16 protein-coding genes are annotated in these 16,064 nt (G+C 50.0%); 9 read left to right on the top strand and 7 right to left on the bottom strand.

Features of this window, described 5'->3' with window-relative positions:
* Positions 1–177: 177 nt before the first annotated feature.
* Positions 178–504: a DUF3144 domain-containing protein gene (locus tag AYI96_RS10415; protein ID WP_071475804.1), complete on the bottom strand. Its 327-nt coding sequence runs from the start codon at positions 502–504 to the stop codon at positions 178–180.
* Positions 505–836: 332 nt separating this feature from the next.
* Between AYI96_RS10415 and ung the strand changes: the two genes are divergently transcribed.
* From ung to AYI96_RS10385, 6 genes are all read left to right on the top strand, one after another.
* Entirely contained in the window at positions 837–1,505 is a 669-nt protein-coding gene (gene ung, locus AYI96_RS10410; RefSeq protein WP_144361568.1) for a uracil-DNA glycosylase, read from the top strand.
* A 412-nt stretch (positions 1,506–1,917) separates the two neighbouring features.
* Positions 1,918–2,943 carry an ABC transporter substrate-binding protein gene (locus AYI96_RS10405; protein ID WP_144361567.1) on the top strand — a complete coding sequence of 342 codons (1,026 nt, stop codon included), beginning with the start codon at positions 1,918–1,920 and terminating at the stop codon, positions 2,941–2,943.
* On the top strand, positions 2,940–3,947 hold the full coding sequence (locus tag AYI96_RS10400) for a FecCD family ABC transporter permease (protein WP_071475806.1): 1,008 nt from the start codon (positions 2,940–2,942) through the stop codon (positions 3,945–3,947). Before AYI96_RS10405 ends, AYI96_RS10400 begins: the two co-directional genes overlap by 4 nt.
* Positions 3,944–4,684, top strand: coding sequence for an ABC transporter ATP-binding protein (locus AYI96_RS10395; protein WP_039033131.1), 741 nt, complete (start codon positions 3,944–3,946; stop codon positions 4,682–4,684). Before AYI96_RS10400 ends, AYI96_RS10395 begins: the two co-directional genes overlap by 4 nt.
* A 40-nt stretch (positions 4,685–4,724) precedes the next feature.
* Positions 4,725–5,534, top strand: coding sequence for a class I SAM-dependent methyltransferase (locus tag AYI96_RS10390; RefSeq protein WP_039033132.1), 810 nt, complete (start codon positions 4,725–4,727; stop codon positions 5,532–5,534).
* A 108-nt stretch (positions 5,535–5,642) separates the two neighbouring features.
* Positions 5,643–7,646 (top strand): TonB-dependent receptor plug domain-containing protein, encoded by a 2,004-nt coding sequence (locus AYI96_RS10385; RefSeq protein ID WP_083399752.1) that lies wholly within the window; start codon positions 5,643–5,645, stop codon positions 7,644–7,646.
* Between the two features lie 83 nt (positions 7,647–7,729).
* Here the strand turns inward: AYI96_RS10385 and AYI96_RS10380 are convergent, their stop codons facing one another.
* Both AYI96_RS10380 and AYI96_RS10375 read right to left on the bottom strand, forming a co-directional pair.
* Positions 7,730–8,290 (bottom strand): PepSY-associated TM helix domain-containing protein, encoded by a 561-nt coding sequence (locus tag AYI96_RS10380; protein ID WP_082014224.1) that lies wholly within the window; start codon positions 8,288–8,290, stop codon positions 7,730–7,732.
* Positions 8,280–8,750 carry a DUF4920 domain-containing protein gene (locus AYI96_RS10375; RefSeq protein ID WP_039033133.1) on the bottom strand — a complete coding sequence of 157 codons (471 nt, stop codon included), beginning with the start codon at positions 8,748–8,750 and terminating at the stop codon, positions 8,280–8,282. Before AYI96_RS10375 ends, AYI96_RS10380 begins: the two co-directional genes overlap by 11 nt.
* Before the next feature lie 281 nt (positions 8,751–9,031).
* Here AYI96_RS10375 and folM point away from each other — a divergent pair, with 281 nt between their 5' ends.
* Positions 9,032–9,739 (top strand): dihydromonapterin reductase, encoded by a 708-nt coding sequence (gene folM / locus AYI96_RS10370; protein WP_200887981.1) that lies wholly within the window; start codon positions 9,032–9,034, stop codon positions 9,737–9,739.
* Position 9,740: 1 nt separating this feature from the next.
* Here the strand turns inward: folM and AYI96_RS10365 are convergent, their stop codons facing one another.
* The 4 genes from AYI96_RS10365 to AYI96_RS10350 all read right to left on the bottom strand — a co-directional run bounded on the left by AYI96_RS10365 (position 9,741) and on the right by AYI96_RS10350 (position 14,463).
* Positions 9,741–10,628 carry a universal stress protein gene (locus AYI96_RS10365; protein WP_144361566.1) on the bottom strand — a complete coding sequence of 296 codons (888 nt, stop codon included), beginning with the start codon at positions 10,626–10,628 and terminating at the stop codon, positions 9,741–9,743.
* Between the two features lie 124 nt (positions 10,629–10,752).
* On the bottom strand, positions 10,753–11,727 hold the full coding sequence (locus AYI96_RS10360) for a LysR family transcriptional regulator (protein WP_039033136.1): 975 nt from the start codon (positions 11,725–11,727) through the stop codon (positions 10,753–10,755).
* A 155-nt stretch (positions 11,728–11,882) separates the two neighbouring features.
* A complete protein-coding gene (locus AYI96_RS10355) occupies positions 11,883–12,641 on the bottom strand; it encodes an outer membrane protein OmpK (protein ID WP_039033137.1) in 759 nt (252 codons plus the stop codon).
* Positions 12,642–12,684: 43 nt separating this feature from the next.
* Positions 12,685–14,463, bottom strand: a complete 1,779-nt coding sequence (locus AYI96_RS10350) for an aryl-sulfate sulfotransferase (RefSeq protein ID WP_039033138.1) — start codon at positions 14,461–14,463, stop codon at positions 12,685–12,687.
* Positions 14,464–14,995: 532 nt separating this feature from the next.
* Between AYI96_RS10350 and AYI96_RS10345 the strand changes: the two genes are divergently transcribed.
* Both AYI96_RS10345 and AYI96_RS10340 read left to right on the top strand, forming a co-directional pair.
* Positions 14,996–15,418, top strand: a complete 423-nt coding sequence (locus AYI96_RS10345) for a DsbA family protein (protein ID WP_234501210.1) — start codon at positions 14,996–14,998, stop codon at positions 15,416–15,418.
* 11 nt (positions 15,419–15,429) lie between these two features.
* The gene (locus tag AYI96_RS10340) at positions 15,430–16,032 is read left to right on the top strand and encodes a disulfide bond formation protein B (protein ID WP_039033197.1); all 603 of its coding nucleotides are present in this window, start codon (positions 15,430–15,432) and stop codon (positions 16,030–16,032) included.
* Positions 16,033–16,064: the final 32 nt, after the last annotated feature.

The raw sequence follows: 16,064 nt of genomic DNA, 5'->3' as shown, positions 1-16,064 counted from the left end.
AGAATAGTCCTGTTGATGACTCTGGTATTTATGCCTGTAATTGGCAGATATTCAAATAACTTTTGAAAGTGTCGCGGAAGAAACAGAGGTTGTGATGCGCTGACGAGACCGAGAAGGGGAAAGCCGGAATGGTGTAATAGTGCGGGGACCAGGCCCCGCAGCTGCAATAAACTGAGCCTAGATCTTGAATTGCTGCACGGCATTATCGGCCGCTTCGGTAGTTTCTTCGTTGTTGACTACTGGAGGGTTGGCAATGTGATCTTCCAGGTTGTCATCCAACATGTCGCGATATTCGGCGGTAAACCACTCCAGGGCATTGGCTTTTTCGGCGCCCAGATCGGCAGACTTGATCGAGGCTTCAAAGGCGTTGAAGCGGGCGGCGGCAAATCTCAGGGCGGTGCCAACCTTGCCGACGTCGCCTTCTTGCTGGGTCAGTTCATTGGCGAGGGCGATAAACTGATCTGCTAACTGGAATATGGTGGTTTGGTTGTTGGCATCTGACATATTATATTCGCTCTTGCTAAGCCAAAGATTGAGGGCCGATTCTAACCTAAAAAGGCGCTATGCCAAGGAAAAATATTGGTGATTGGGATCTGAATCCCCGCGCCTTGGGGCAAAGTTCTTGGCATTTGGGTAAAAAGTGGCTTCAACCGTTGCGGCAGTTGCTGTCACTCAAGTCTGTGTCCGTGGGGTATCTTGGCTTACACTTCAAAAGGTTGGCTTGCATAATTGACTCGGGTTCCTTCGAATACAGGCCTCAGAGTCTATGCTCGGCGCTTGTATCCCGCAGTCGGCACTCTTAAGCTATGGCCTCTTTTACGCAGAGGATTATCACCATGGCGCTTTCCACTGACTGGCAGGCATTTATCGCCGCCGAACAACAGGTCCCTTATTTTCAGCAACTCAGTGAGTTTGTCGCCGCAGAGCGCGCCGCCGGCAAGGCCATCTTTCCTCCTGAAGACGAGGTGTTCAGCGCCTTTGAACTGACACCGCTGGACAAGGTGAGAGTGGTGCTTATCGGTCAGGATCCTTACCATGGCCCAGGGCAAGCCCATGGCCTGTGTTTCTCGGTCAAACCCGGGGTGAAGGCGCCACCTTCGCTGGTCAATATGTACAAAGAACTGGCGACTGACATCCCGGGATTCACAATCCCGGATCACGGCCATCTTGTAAACTGGGCCAAACAAGGGGTCTTGATGCTCAACACTGTGCTGACAGTGGAACAGGGCAAGGCGCACTCCCATGCCAAAGCGGGCTGGGAAACCTTCACCGATAGGGCGCTGCAACTGCTGGATCAGCGTGAAGAACCGATTATTTTTGTCCTTTGGGGCAGTCATGCCATTAAGAAAGGCAAACTTATCAAGGCGCCGCAGCACAAGATCTTAAGCGGCCCGCATCCTTCACCTCTTTCTGCCTATCGCGGTTTCTTTGGTTGTGGCCATTTCTCGGCCATCAATCAGCAACTCAAGCAGTGGCAGCAAGCGGAAATAGACTGGCAGGTATAGGACGTATCCCCAGACTCCCTTTTGATTCTGTAAACTTTGAACTGCGCCGGAGCGGCGACTGAGGTCTGCACGCTCCTGACCCATAATGCTCAACCAGCCCCGAATGCATCTATGGGAACATAGGATGAAGCCACAGATCTGCCTTGATAATTCCTGAGCAGCAAGACCATTATTTGATTGTGTTATTGACTGGTTCGAGAAAGGAGCCGGTGCGGATACCCTTGTCTATGTTTGCTAGATAACTATCTGCCTTTTAAGTTATTTCTTCCACGCGCTTGTATAGCGTTTTTAAGTGTTCGCTGTTGCAAATCTTTTAATTGTGATCTCCATCCATTGCCAAAGTGGGTGGATAAAGGTAATTTTCAGCGCTGTATATTTTTGTATATATCGATTGGCGGTGAGGATAACAAGATTGGATAGAAGGAGTGTTATTAAGGGCGGCTTAAGTCTAGGCTTGTTGGCCTTTTTGCCCATGCTGGCCAATGGAACTGAGTTGACCCCAAATGGGCAATTGTCGCTGCCACAGGCTAAAGATATCAAGCGGGTGGTCAGTGCCGGCGGGCCGGCTGATCTGCTGTTGCTGGCCTTGAGTCCGGAAAAACTGCTCGGCTACGCCCATCTCAAGCCGGCTTTGTTACAACAGCATGGATTTGCTCCGAGTCTGTGGCAAAAGCCCAGACTGGGCCGTTTGGTGGGCCGCAATGCCAGTCTTTCGTTGGAAAAGCTGATGACTCTGGATGCCGATCTTGTTGTTGACTATGGCAACCTCAGCCAAAACTACCAGTCGATGGCACAAAAGGTGGAACGCATCAGCGGCGTGCCGTTTTTGCTGCTCGATGGCTCACTCGCAGGTACTCCGGCACAGCTGAGAAAATTGGGGCAGGTATTGGGAGTCAACGAGCGAGCCGATTTTGTTGCCAAGCGTACGGCCGAAATACTCAGTGATGCCAGAGAGTTTGGCCGCAGTTTGGGGGAGCCGCTCTCTTTTTACTTCGGCCGCGGGGCGACAGGGCTTGAAACCGGAGTTACAGGTTCCATTCATACCGAAGCCATAGAGCAGCTTGGGCTTAAGAATGTCGCCAAGGCCGGTGACTACCGCGGCTTGGCCAAAGTCTCTTTGGAGCAATTAATGGCCTGGGAGCCTGAGCTAATCATAAGTCAGGATCCCGCCTTTATCCGCCATATTCGTCAAGACCCGGTCTGGGGCACGCTGGCGGCTGTGCGTAATCAGCGGGTCTATTGGTTGCCGAACAAGCCCTTTGGTTGGATTGACTCACCGCCGGGAATAAACCGGTTGCTGGGCATGAGTTATCTTAGACTGCTTTTATCCGGCGCTGATGAGCAGGCCAAGCAAGCATTGGTTAAGGATTTCTACCGCGATTTTTACCACAGTGAGCTGAGTGGAGAGCAGGCTGCCAATCTGCTGCGCTCCGCATGAACGACAGAATTAAATACCCACTGGCGGCCGGGATCTGTCTCGGTATTCTCTGTTTTGCTGCGGCCAGTGGCCAGTATCCGCTTAGCCTGGTACAGCAGGGCCAAGCGCTATGGCATGCTATCGGCGGCGATGTTGCCGCCCTGGACAGCAAGAGTATCAGTGTCTTTTGGCATTTGCGGCTGCCCAGAATTTTGGCGGCGCTTATGATAGGAGCCGGTCTGGCCGCCAGCGGCGCCGCCTATCAGGGGATGTTCCGTAACCCTCTGGTATCACCTGATATTCTGGGCGTTTCCGCCGGGGCTGGCCTGGGGGCTGTTCTGGGCATCTACCTAGACTTACCGGTTTACAACATCCAGCTGTTTGCCTTTCTCGGCGGTTTGCTGGTGGTGGCTCTGGTTTGTCTGCTGGCGCGGCTCAGTCGTCAGGGCGATCCAGTATTGTCTTTGGTTCTGGTGGGCATAGCTATTGGCGCCTTGTGTGGCGCCGGTATTTCATTGATGAAATTGTTGGCCGATCCCTACAGTCAGTTACCTTCCATTACTTTCTGGCTGATGGGTGGGTTGTCGGATATTACGCTGGCAGACCTGAAGTCCAGCTTGCTGCCCATGTTGCTGGGCTTGGTACCGTTAATGCTGCTGCGCTGGCGTATGAATCTGTTAAGCCTGGCCGACGATGAGGCCAGCAGTCTTGGGCTTAATATAGCGAAAACCCGGCTGATATTTATTTTGGCGGCTACTTTGCTGACTGCGGCGGCGGTATCCATCGCCGGTATCATAGGTTGGCTTGGGCTGGTGGTGCCGCATATAGCCCGCCTGCTGGTGGGCGCCGATTTCAGACGCTTGTTGCCCATGTCCATGCTACTGGGTGCCTTTATGTTGCTGCTGACCGACACTCTGGCGCGCACTCTGGCGCCAATCGAGTTGCCGCTGGGGATTTTAACCGCGTGTATCGGCGCGCCTTTCTTTATGTTTTTACTGTTAAGAGGCGGAGGTCGGGGCCAATGATCGCCAGCATGCAAGGCGTCACAGTGGGCTATGCCGGTAAGCCTTTGCTGGCAAATGTAGAGCTTTGTTTGCCGGAAGCTGAAATCGTCTGTTTGCTCGGCTGTAATGGCAGCGGCAAGACCAGCTTATTGAAAACGCTGCTTGGCTTGCTGCAACCACTGGCCGGTGAGATAAAGATAGCCGGCAGGCAAATTCATCAATGGTCGCAGCGCGAGCTGGCGCAGCAGATGGCCTATGTGCCGCAGGCGCAGTTGAGCCGTTTTTCATTTCGGGTGTTGGAAATGGTGCTCATGGGCTGCCAGTCGCGATTGGGGCCGTTTGCCGTGCCCGGCGCCAATGAGCAGAAGCGGGCGTTGGCGGCTTTGAAGCAGTTGGATATAGCTCACTTGGCCGATTGCGCCATGGATCAGATAAGCGGCGGCGAACGACAACTGGTATTGATTGCCAGGGCCCTATTGCAATCGCCAAGACTGCTGGTGATGGATGAACCGGCCGCCAGCCTGGATTTCGGCAATCAAATCAAGTTGCTGGCTCAGGTTAAACGACTCAAGCAGCAGGGAATCGCAGTATTGATGTCGACTCACCATCCACGTCATGCCGAGCTGTTGGCCGATAGCGTGGCCTTGGTGGAACCCGGTCATGGCCTGAGACAAGGCGCAGTGGCCGGGCAGTTGCAAGTATCAGGACTGGCGCAGCTCTATGGCGTCAGTGAATCTGCGATTGCCGAGCACCTTTGAGGTGTTGACGGGAGCGCTAAATTTTAAGCAAGGTGATTTCATGATAATAGAAGAGCTGGACTTTGCCGCCATGTACCGCGAGCACCTGCAAAGGGCTGAACGTAGCCACAAGAGTGCCGAACATTGGGACAAGCGCGCGGAAAAGATGGCCGAAAACTGCGCCAGACCCAAGGACAGTTACTTGGAGGGCTTTTTCAAGCTGATGGACTTGAGTGATTGCGACACGCTTTTGGATATGGGCTGTGGCCCTGGCTCAGTGTGTCTGGGGTTGGCCGACAAGATGCAGGCCGTCTATGGCCTGGATTACAGCAGCGGCATGTTGGAAGTGGCCAAACGCCGCGCCGATGCGGAAGGTTTGAGCAATGTCACTCTGATTAAGAGAGCCTGGGAAGATGATTGGAGTGATATCCCCGTGTGTGATATCGCAGTAGCGTCGCGCTCGACTCTGGTGGGCTGCCTCAAGAGTGCCCTGGAAAAGCTCAATCGTCAGGCCCGCAAAAGGGTTTATACCACACATACAGTCAGCTCAACCTTTATCGACCCCGCCATTATTCAAGCCATAGGTCGTAAGGTGGTGACTCTGCCTAACTATCTGTATGCGGTGAATATTTTGCAGCAGATGGGTATTAAGCCCAAGGTGGACTTCATCGAGTCCAGTGGTTGCATGAACCAGGCTGAGAGTTACGCTCAGTTTGAAGACAACGTTGCCTGGTCGCTGGGGCCGCTGGATGAACCCGAAAAACTGCGGTTGCAAGAGTATTATCAGCGTCATAAGCAACAGGACAAACCGCTGCGAACCGGCGATCGCAGCTGGGCCATGGTCTATTGGGATGCGACTCCCCTGTCCTGAGTCAGAGTCTGATTAGTTATTGCCCGGACTCGCACCGAGCTTCGGGTATTTTTTTAATTATCGATATATAGAGATTTATATATCGATTGGATGTTGAAGGTCTGTAGTATGAAACCAAAGCACTATTACTCTATTCTGCCGCTGATGCTGGCTTCTCCGTTGGCGCTTGCCGATGGCAGCGTGGCTGAACCTGAGAGTAAAAACGAAACCAAAATAGAAAGGATCAGTGTCTGGGGCAGCCCGATTGCCGCCAATCAGGACAGTGTCAATCAAGACACCATCAAGATGCTGAATAAGCAGAACGTGGCAGAGGCGCTGAATATTATTCCCGGGGTTAGCCTGCAAAAATCCGGTCGTCGTAACGAGGTACAGGTTAAGGTTCGGGGTTTTGATAGTAGGCAGGTACCGCTGTTTTTTGATGGAGTCCCGATTTACATCCCCTATGACGGTAATCTGGACTTGGGGCGTTTTTTGGCGTCGGATCTGGCCTCGGTGGAAGTCTCCAAGGGGTATGCTTCTTTGCTGCAGGGACCGAATATGATGGGCGGTGCCATCAACCTGACGACCCGCAGACCCAAGAAGAGCTTTGAAGCACAACTGAGCGCTTCTCAAGGTTGGGCCCGTGGAGAGGACAACGGTTATAGCCTGGATGCCAGCCTGGCCGGCAGTAATGATTGGGGCTTTATCCAATTGAGCGGCAATAAGCTGGACAAAGACTTTGTTGGCCTGTCCCACGATAACGACAACCCGATCGCCGGCAGTGACGGCAAACGCGCCAACTCGGCATACAGCGATAGCCGCGGCACCGCCAAATTGGGGCTGACTCCCAATGAAACAGACGAGTACATTTTTACTTATATCCGCCAGGAAGGGGAAAAGAACAGTCCGCCTTATGCCGGCACTGAAGCCGATATTCGCCCTACCTATTGGCAGTGGCCGCAGTACGACAAACAGAGCTTTTACTACAGCGGCTATACAGAGTTCACCCCCGGGGTTGTGCTGCACAGTCGCCTCTATCGCGATGAATTTGAAAACACCCTGAGGATATACAAGAGCCTGAAAAACCTGCAGCAACAAAAAGGCCCCTACAGTCATTATGACGATGCCAGCAATGGTGCCGGTCTGCAGCTCAGTATCGATATGCGCAAAGACGATATCTTGTCGTTTGCCGCTCACTGGAAGGAAGATCTGCACAAGGAACAGGGGGAGCCAGGGGGGGAGTTTGACAAGTACAAGGACAGAACCCTGTCGGCGGCAGTGGAGTATCAATGGGCCCTGAGAGAGAACCTGGATCTGGTTGGGGGCATCAGCTATGACTCCCGCAAGAGCCTTGAAGGCTACAAACATGAAAAGGATGGCAGCCTGACCCGCTATGAAGACAACTCGCAGCACGCTTTCAATTGGCAAGTGATGGCCCGTTATGAGTTGGATAACCTGGATACACTGCAACTGTCTCTATCCCAGCGCAGTCGCTTTCCGACATTGAAAGAACGCTACACCACTTTCAGGCCCGCCTATGGCCAAACTGCCATAGTCAACCCGCATTTGGAGCCTGAGCGGGCGACTAACCTGGAACTCAGTTATCAGACAACTCTGGCCGCTAACTGGCAACTGGACAGCAGTGTCTATTATAACCGGGTGTCCGATGCGATTTTGACCCATAACATCACCCCGACGCTTATCCAAAACCGCAACAGCGGCAGGGTAGATTACAGCGGGCTGGATCTGGGGCTTTATGGCGATCTCAGCGATTGGGCCAGTGTAGGCCTGAGCTACAGCTATATTCACGCCGATGTTGAGGATGAACAGCTTGATGTTACCGGCCTGCCGGATCATCAACTCTTTGCCTGGGTTAAGCTGACCCCGCTGGATAAGCTGGACATCATCCTGAGTCAGGAAGCTCGCAGCGACAGCCTCAGCAGCTCCAGAGGCACTCAGGTAGCCAGTGGCTTTGGCGTGACCGGCATTCGCTTCGATTACCGTCTCTGGCAGGGGCTGAGTGTTAATGCCTCGGTCAATAATCTGTTTGACCGTAACTACGCCTACAGTGAGGGCTTCCCCGAGGAGGGACGTAACTATTGGTTGGGAGTGGAATACCGTTTCGGTCGTTAAGCTCTTCAAGGGGACAGAAAACGGAAGAACCCGGCTATGACCGGGTTCTTTGTTATCTGCTAGCGTTTTTTGCTCAGAGAGCGTTAGCGCAGCAGAATAAACAGCAATGGCAGTAGGATACCTGTGAGTGTCAGCCAGGTCTTGCGGCTTTTCATCACGTTACTGCTACGCAACATCACTAGCGCAGATAATGCCAAAAACAGCAGCATGGCGGCATAGATGTCGGCAATCCAAGTCCAGGCGTCACGGGCATGGTTGAGGTGCAGATAGTTGAGCGCCTGCAACAATGGCCTGTTGTTTACCATCTCGGCCGAGACACTGCCGGATACCAGGTTGGCGCTCAGCAGGCTGCCGTCTTTGAGAAATAGTTGGTACTCGGTGGCGCTGGCGCGGTAACCGCTGCGGATATTATCCTGCAGTGAAAAGTGCCTGCTCAACAGGCTTTGAATGTCATTATTACCCAGTGAAGGACTCAGCCCTTCGACACGGCTTTCGCTTTGGGTTATCTGATAGTTGGGGTTCCAGTCATTGATATGATTGACGGCAATTCCCGAAATGGCATACACCAGAGTCATGCCTATGCACAGATACCCTATGTCTCTGTGTAATAAACGTATCCTTTTGCGCAGCTTATTATTCAGCATCACGGATCTCGACCCCGTATGGATGCAACTGATAGAAAGTCACGGCTTGAGTAATAGACTCGGGATCGAAAGGTTTGTTGTGTTGCAGGGCCTGATGTCCGAGATAAGCGCGGGTTTGTTCGAGATCCAGCTCAATTGCCTCTAAAGCTCCGGTAGCATAGGCTTTTTGCCCTCTGGCACTGATGGGAAAGACCATCTCACCGTCACGAACCTTGATTCTCAAACGATCAAAGCTGTCGTCGGTTGCCAGCTCCATCCAGCAGCCTCGCTTACTGCACACTGAGACTATGGTGCCTTCCACTGTGAGTTCCTTACCCAGATAGTCATTCGGCGATGCCATCAATGTGGAAATGGGCACTAAGATATTCAGATCGACCGCTTTGCCAAACAGGCTGTTGGCACTGTAGGCCAGAGGGGAAATAAACAGGGCTACCAATAAGATTAACTGATTGAGACGCATGGGAGTGACCTTTGTAGTTGAATTTTTAATTGATAATACTGGGTATTTGTATGGCGATACTGTTGAAGCGAGCACAGGTGTAGCAGTATTTATGGCTTTGAAATTCAAATATGCGAGCGAGTTGGCACTTTGCCGATTAGTCAAGGTTATCTGTTTATTTTCATAGGGTTTCCAATATGTTCAGATTAGCATCTGCGCCCAGGTTAGAGCACTGTCCGAGACTGGTCAGAGTGCGGCCTAACGTGAAACAATAGTGTGACTGACACATGAAAGGAAAATACATGCAGCCTATTTTGATCACCGGCATAGGAAAGCGTCTGGGACTGGCAATGGCCAAGGATTTGATGGCTCAGGGCTACCCACTTATCGGCACTTATCGCAGCCACTATGCTGCTATCGACGATCTCAAGGCAGCGGGCGCTGAGCTGTATCGAGTGGATCTTTTGCAAAATAGCGAGATCAAAGCCTTTATTGCCGAGGTAAAAAGCAAGCATGAGTCTCTGCGGGCAATCATTCACAACGCCTCGGATTGGATGCCGGAGCGGCCTGACATAGATGCCGCAGAGGTTTTTGACAGCATGATGCAGATCCACGCCTCCGTGCCCTATCAGTTGAATCTGGCACTGGCGCCGCTACTGCAGACAGATGAGATAGGCAGCCGAGATATCATCCACATCAGCGATTATGTGGCGCAGAAGGGCAGTAAGAAGCACATAGCCTATGCCGCCAGTAAGGCGGCGCTGGATAATTTAACCCTGTCATTTGCCGCCAAGCTGGCGCCGGGTGTCAAGGTCAACGGCATAGCACCGGCACTGATGCTGTTCAATGAGCAGGATGACACGGCCTACCGGCAAAAGGCGCTTGCCAAGGCATTATTGCCTAAAGAGGGCGGCGAGCAGGAGATGCTGACCGCGGTGAAGTATCTGATGACCAGCCGCTATATAACGGGCCGCACTCTATCACTTGATGGTGGGCGGCCGCTGAAGTGATTTAATGCAGCAAGGGGCAACTGGGTTTTAACGCCAGTACATCGCAGCGCAGTTGATTGAGCATCTGCTCTGAGGCGTGGCCGTTGAGTTCACTCAACAAGCCCCTGTGCTCTGCCGCCCCCATGATAACTATGTTGCTGTGCCATTTTTGAGCGGCTTCCGGTACTACATGATCCGGCATGCCGCTGGCCAGATGCAACTGTTCGTCACTCAAAGCCAAAGGCCTGGCAACCTGTCGCAGTTTATGCCATTGATTGTCTTTCAGTGAGCGACAGCCGGGTAATAGGTTATCGAAGGCCATGCTGATGTCGGCTTCCTGATAGCAATTGAGCAGATGTAATTTTTGTTTAAGTAATCCGGCAAATTCATTGGCTTGTTGCAACAACCTGTGATTGAAATGGGCATGATCTTCCGTGTCTTCATCCAGCTCCAAAGCCGCCAGCAACGACCCTTGTTGTTCCCAGGGAGAGTCGCTGACAAACATCACCGGCAGAGACACACGTTGCAGCAGTTGCCAGTCATAGGTATGGCCCAACTCACACTGCAGGGCTGAGTAACTGTGATGTTCTACCAACAGCAGATCGTAATGTGCTTGTTTGAGCTCAATAAGAATGGCGGTAGGCAGATCTTTGGCCTGACATTGCTTCACGCAAAGGTTCAACTCTCTCGATGGATAATGGGGGCGTTTTTCCCTTAGATGGGAAACCAAGGGCTGGGGATGTACTTTTTGCTGTAACCACTGACCAATACCCTGATACTGGGGGGTTTTGACTCTGAGCAGTGTGAGCTCGGCATGGCTGGCATTGGCCAGTTGCACAGCCTTTCTCAGGGCCAGTTTTCCTCTATTGCTGTCGTCTGAAACGGCCAGCAGGCGTGTAAAGACACTCATGACGCTATCCTCGAAGCCAAGTCTAATCTTGGCTTCGTATAAGTCTAGCTATACCAGGCTGCGCCATCAGATCCTTTTGCTCTTGAAACGCCTGTCAATAGTGGCTTTTGCTCTGTTTGGTTGCTTAGACTTGGTTGCAGATCAGTGACTCCAGCAGCTGATATTTACGGCAGGCAAAATGACGGAATGATTCGCTGATAAAGCTGATTAACCAGTCGGACTCCACTGAGCCGTAGCGAGCGGAAGAGATATACAGTTTATAAATAAACTCGACATCGGATAGACTGCTTGGTGCTTCCAGTACACAAAGCTCAGTACCTATTTCTTCCAGAGGGAAAGCCAGTGCCGAGGTATACACCAGGGCGTTACTGCTCTTGAGGACTTCGATTATCTCACTGATGCTGCTAATTTTAGCTCTGATCTTGAAGTGTGGAAATTTGAGCTTCATGGTCTTTTCGATCAGGGATTGACCATAAGAGTTGAAACCGCACAAGTCGTGCAATACCACGGGGAAATCCAATAGATCCTTTAGATCAATATGTCCTTTCTTCGCCAGGTAATGATCATGACGCATAAAGAAATACCTGCAACAGGGTAGCAGATCTACCTTGTAGAGAGAACTGAGCGAGGTTTGGTTAACGTGAATGCCAAAGTTGATAGAGCCGGTGAGAATTTCATCAAAACTATTTTGATTCCAACTGCGGGTACAAAGTATCATTCTAGGAGCGATTTGATTGGCTTGTTCTATTAACTCTGGAAACCAGTTGCAGATAGTATTATCGGCCGCAAGCCAGACTTCCTTATCGATATTCATAGGCGAAAAGTCACAACTGTTTAGCAGATCATCTTCAATTCTTAATATAATATCCTGAACAGTGCTTTTAATTTTGTTGCACTTTTCTGTTGGGGTGAAGCCGTACTTTGTTCTGACAAACATTTCGTCATTAAATATCTGTCTTATTTTTTTTATATGATAGCTGATTCCAGATTGAGTCAACCCTAATTCTTGAGCAGCAATACTGGCATTTCCATGCTCCAAGATAAGCCTTATTAGCTGAAGGTGAATTAGTGATAAATTGTTTATGTCGGCTTTATTCATGGTCGGCTCCCCTTTTTATACAAGATAGTATATAAAATGGAGATTTACTGTGACCCGCGTCCATCAAGAGTGATATGTATTTTAACATTGCCAAAGGTAATAATGTGATCCTTATTACCTTTGGCATACTTTTTGTGTTATTTATTTGTTTTTTTTTAAAATTGATATCCTAACTCGAATAACAGTTCTCCTCCATGATGAATTGAACCTCCCCAAGCATCTCGATACTTATATGCCAATGAAGCTGAGGCTTGAGGTAGGAGTTGATAATCCAACCCCAAAATTGCTTGATAACCAGAATCCCGATAAAGGAAAGTTGTTACTTGTTCATCACTGCGATCAAATTGGGTTTCAAAGTAAAATTTACCCAGTAATTCCTGAGTTATAGGATATGCTATCTGCACCACTGCGGCATAACCACTGCTGCCATTAAAGTCTTGCTTAGAGGCATCCATATCGCCCCAGGCGTAATGGGCGCCAATCGCCATGGTTCCTTTAAGCTTCTGCCACTGAATGTCGTAAGACAAGCCGTAGTAGAAGTTTTCTTCGGTACGGTGTTTATTGTTGGCCGTAAAAGACTGCAGCCAAAGGTTAAAGGAACTATCTCCCAGATTGTAGTCCAGCTTTAGCCAGGACTTGACGGTAGCGCCGGCCTTTTCGCCTTGCTGATTGTCGTTGTCGTCCAGGGGGTTTTCCAGTGTCAGCCAAGCCGCAAAATCGCCCCAACTGGCGCGGGTAGTGTTGGTAAAGCTGAGGTAACTCTGACTATAGAGATTAGGGTTGTTGTCCTTGACATCCAACAGGTGTTCATAGCCGACTTTGATGCCATTTTGTTGTTGGAATACCTCTGCTTGGGCCGTGGGGATCAGCAGCAACAAGGGCAATAGCCGCAGTAATGAAGTCCTTACTAACATAGTGTTACCTTAGGCCGGGAAGCTCCCGGCCGTTAGAGTCAAATCAACGTCCGAACATCTTCGCCGGTTCAATAAACAGGCCACGATAATGGGGCTGGCCAGCCTTGTCGGAGAGAACGTCGATTTCCAGTTTCACTTCCTTGGTGCGGTAATCAATCTCATTGAATTTGCCTGTGACTCTGCCGGGCTCAAACAGATTGATAGAGCCACCAAAACCAAAGATGGTGTTGTGGTCGGCAACGTATTCCACGTTGGAGGTGATAGGGCTATACCACTCGTAGCCCCGTTCTTTACCGTATTCCCAGATTTGCTGCACTGTCATATTGTTTTCGTCGATTTTATATTCCACAAAGCGACTGTATTTCTGGGTGGGTAAAGCGGGTTGGGTATAGTGGCGACCATCACCGTTATCAAACACAGTTAAGGTGCCTTTGCTGCTCAGCCAGGCTGTGTGCTGGGTATAGGTGAAGTCAAAGTCGCCTTGGCAATCACCTTGCTCAGAGCAAGCAATGGCCTTGCCTTTGGCATCGACGGGCTTAAGGAGCTTTTTGGCCAGTTCTCCCTTCCAGCCTATGCTGGGGGTGAGGATCCATTTGACCTGTTTATCGCGGGTGATCTTCACTACCCCTTGGTGGCGCAGCGACAGAATGATGCCGTCATCTTTGGGGTCGTAGGAAATGGAGTTGACGTGGGCCCAGTTACGACCTGCGGCTATACCTGGAATATCGCCATAGGGAGCATCTATCTTCATTTCACCGGCGGCTTGACCGGCATGGTCGAGATCCACGTTGACGCAAACAGCGCCCATATCCAAGGCCTTGAGCAAGGCATCACGGTAGGGATCGAGAATCTTATTGAGATCCCAGACATCAACCAAATTCCCCTGTTGGTCTACCTCGAGGATATGGTCCCTGACGGTATGCACCTTGTCCCCTTGTGGGTTGACATAGTTGGTCTTGGCGCCCCTGAGTAATAGGTTGCCATTGGGCATGGTTATGCTTTCATGGGACAGGTCCTGATAGCCCCTTGGGATCTTGAAGTCGACTATCTTACCCATCAAGTCCAGATATCCGAAATGTTGACCTTGGACAAAGCTCAGATTACCGCGGCCATCCTTTCTCAATCCCATCAGATAGCCGCGCTTGTTTACGTCGATATCACGGCCATTATAGGTGGCATCCTGATCCAACCACCAACGTGTTTCACCTTGTGTATCAATGATATAAGTAAGAGGGGCCATGTCGAATGTCATGGCGCCCAATGCTGGGGTCGACTCGAAAATACCGGCATCCTTACTCTTGACTCCGGACCAGTGCAGATCTGAACCTTGGAATACCATGGTATGAGAGTTCACCATTAACAGTCTGTCTTTAAAGTTTTTATCGACTTTCTTGACCTTTACTTCCTGCATCGAAGTAATATTACGGTTATCTATGTACTTGTTCTCGAGTGCACTGGTGAGAATTTCATATTTATCGCTATATTTTTTACCATCTAGAGTGAAGTTAACACTGACCTGATTCTTATAATCGGCATACAGACCGAAAATAGGAATACCGTCATGTCTGTTAATAGTTTTGGGACCGACCGGATAGGAAATACTGACTCCATTCTTACCTTTTCCGGCCACGGTAACGCTAACATTGGACACTCGCTTGCTACCCAAATCGACTAAGGCAGTGAGTGGCGAATTACCATAGGGGTTGACAATAATCCCTCCTAAGTTTCCAGCTGGCGGTGCTGGGTAAAAACCAGCAGCAGAGACAGAGGCTGATAAACCAATACCTAATACCACAGCCAATGAAGTGAGTGACTTTTTCATATCATCATCCTTTGTTTTTAATAGACGCTTATTAATTAAGTTGAACGGAGGAATTTAATTTGAGGCCATAGTCACATTTGGCGTTTTTAATGTTTGGTTAATGTTTTGTTTGTGCTCTTGTTTAAGTCTTGACTTATAACTTCAAAAAAATTGATTTACCTTATTGGTTTGTTTGTAATCCATTATTTTTTGAAATCCATATTGGTTTATTTGAATTCTGTTGTTTATTTTGTTGTTACTCACAGTGTTATTAATTATCTGGAGTGGCTTGTTGTGATTGGTTTTTATATTGGCATTATGGGGTTGAATCTGATTGATGGATAAGAGGTCGAAAATGAAATTTATTAAAAAAATTGTAGTGGGTGCTTTTCTACTGGGAAGCTGCAATGTAATGGCATTGGATTTGGAAGAAGGAAACCATTATCAAGTTTTACCGGAAAATGTTCAGTTTCAGGCTAATAAACAGGTAACCAAAATTTTTTCTGTCAACTGCCCGTTCTGCTACAAGTATGAGAAGTCTGTTGTTCCCGGAATGGTTGGAAATTTGCCTTCCGGCGTGGATTACGATGCTTATCATATTTCCAGTAAATCGCCTTTTGGTGCTGAAGCTTCTGAGGTTTTAGCGGTGGCCAAGGTGTTAAGTGAAGACAAATATAAAGCTGCCAAAATGGCTTTATATGCCAGGATCCACGATAAGAAGGCCAAGTTTACCAGTGGTGATGAGCTCATCCGTTTTGGCTTGAGTCAGGCCGGGATCTCGCAAGAAGAGTTCAACCGTCTCAAGGGAACCCCTGAAGTGAAACAACTCTTGGCCAAGTGGGACCAAGGGATTGCCATCGCCAAAATCCAGGGGATCCCGGCGCTGGTGGTCAATGGCAAGTATCTGATCAATACCAAGTCGATTCGCAGTATGCCTATGCTGGACGAAATGATCCTTGAATTGTCCAAGAAGTGAGGATAATGCAGATGAATCTTGTTAGCCGTTTGTTTGGGGAGTTTAAACAGGCTCCTTTATCAACCTTGGGCCGCTGGCAGGCCCAGAGAGGTGTGTGGTTGCTGATGGCCGGAGCTGCGCTGTTTCTGTTGTTGTCGGCAATGGGGTATTTCCAGTGGTTCTTGGCGATGGATCCCTGTGAGCTCTGTGTTTATATTCGTTTTAGTCAGTGCTGTATCTTGATTGCCGGTATTGCCATGGCGATTAAGCCTTCCAGTCAATGGCTCAAGGTCTTGGGATTGGCGCTGGCTTGGTATGGTGTGATCCAGGGGATGCTCTGGTCAGTTGAGCTGCAACAGATACATGCAGCTGCGCACATGCTGGATGGTGGCGATATCTTTGCTACTGGTGGCGGTGGTGCCGCTTGTTCAACCGAACCGCATTTCCCCTTGGGGTTACCGTTGCATGAATGGTTACCCTATGAGTTTGCGCCGACAGGGGGCTGTGGAGAAGATGATTGGTCACTGCTGGGAATGAATATGGCTGATTATTGCATCATAGCCTACAGCATTTTCAGCCTGGCGCTGGGTGCCGTCACCCTGGGCTGGTTATACAGTCTGTTTGCCAAGAAGTGAATCAAGGCGGCTCCCCCACCCAGTGAGCGAAG

Source organism: Shewanella sp. MSW, assembly GCF_007636515.1.
Classification (GTDB): Bacteria; Pseudomonadota; Gammaproteobacteria; order Enterobacterales; family Shewanellaceae; genus Shewanella; species Shewanella indica.
This window is presented reverse-complemented; position numbering and strand designations above follow the sequence as displayed.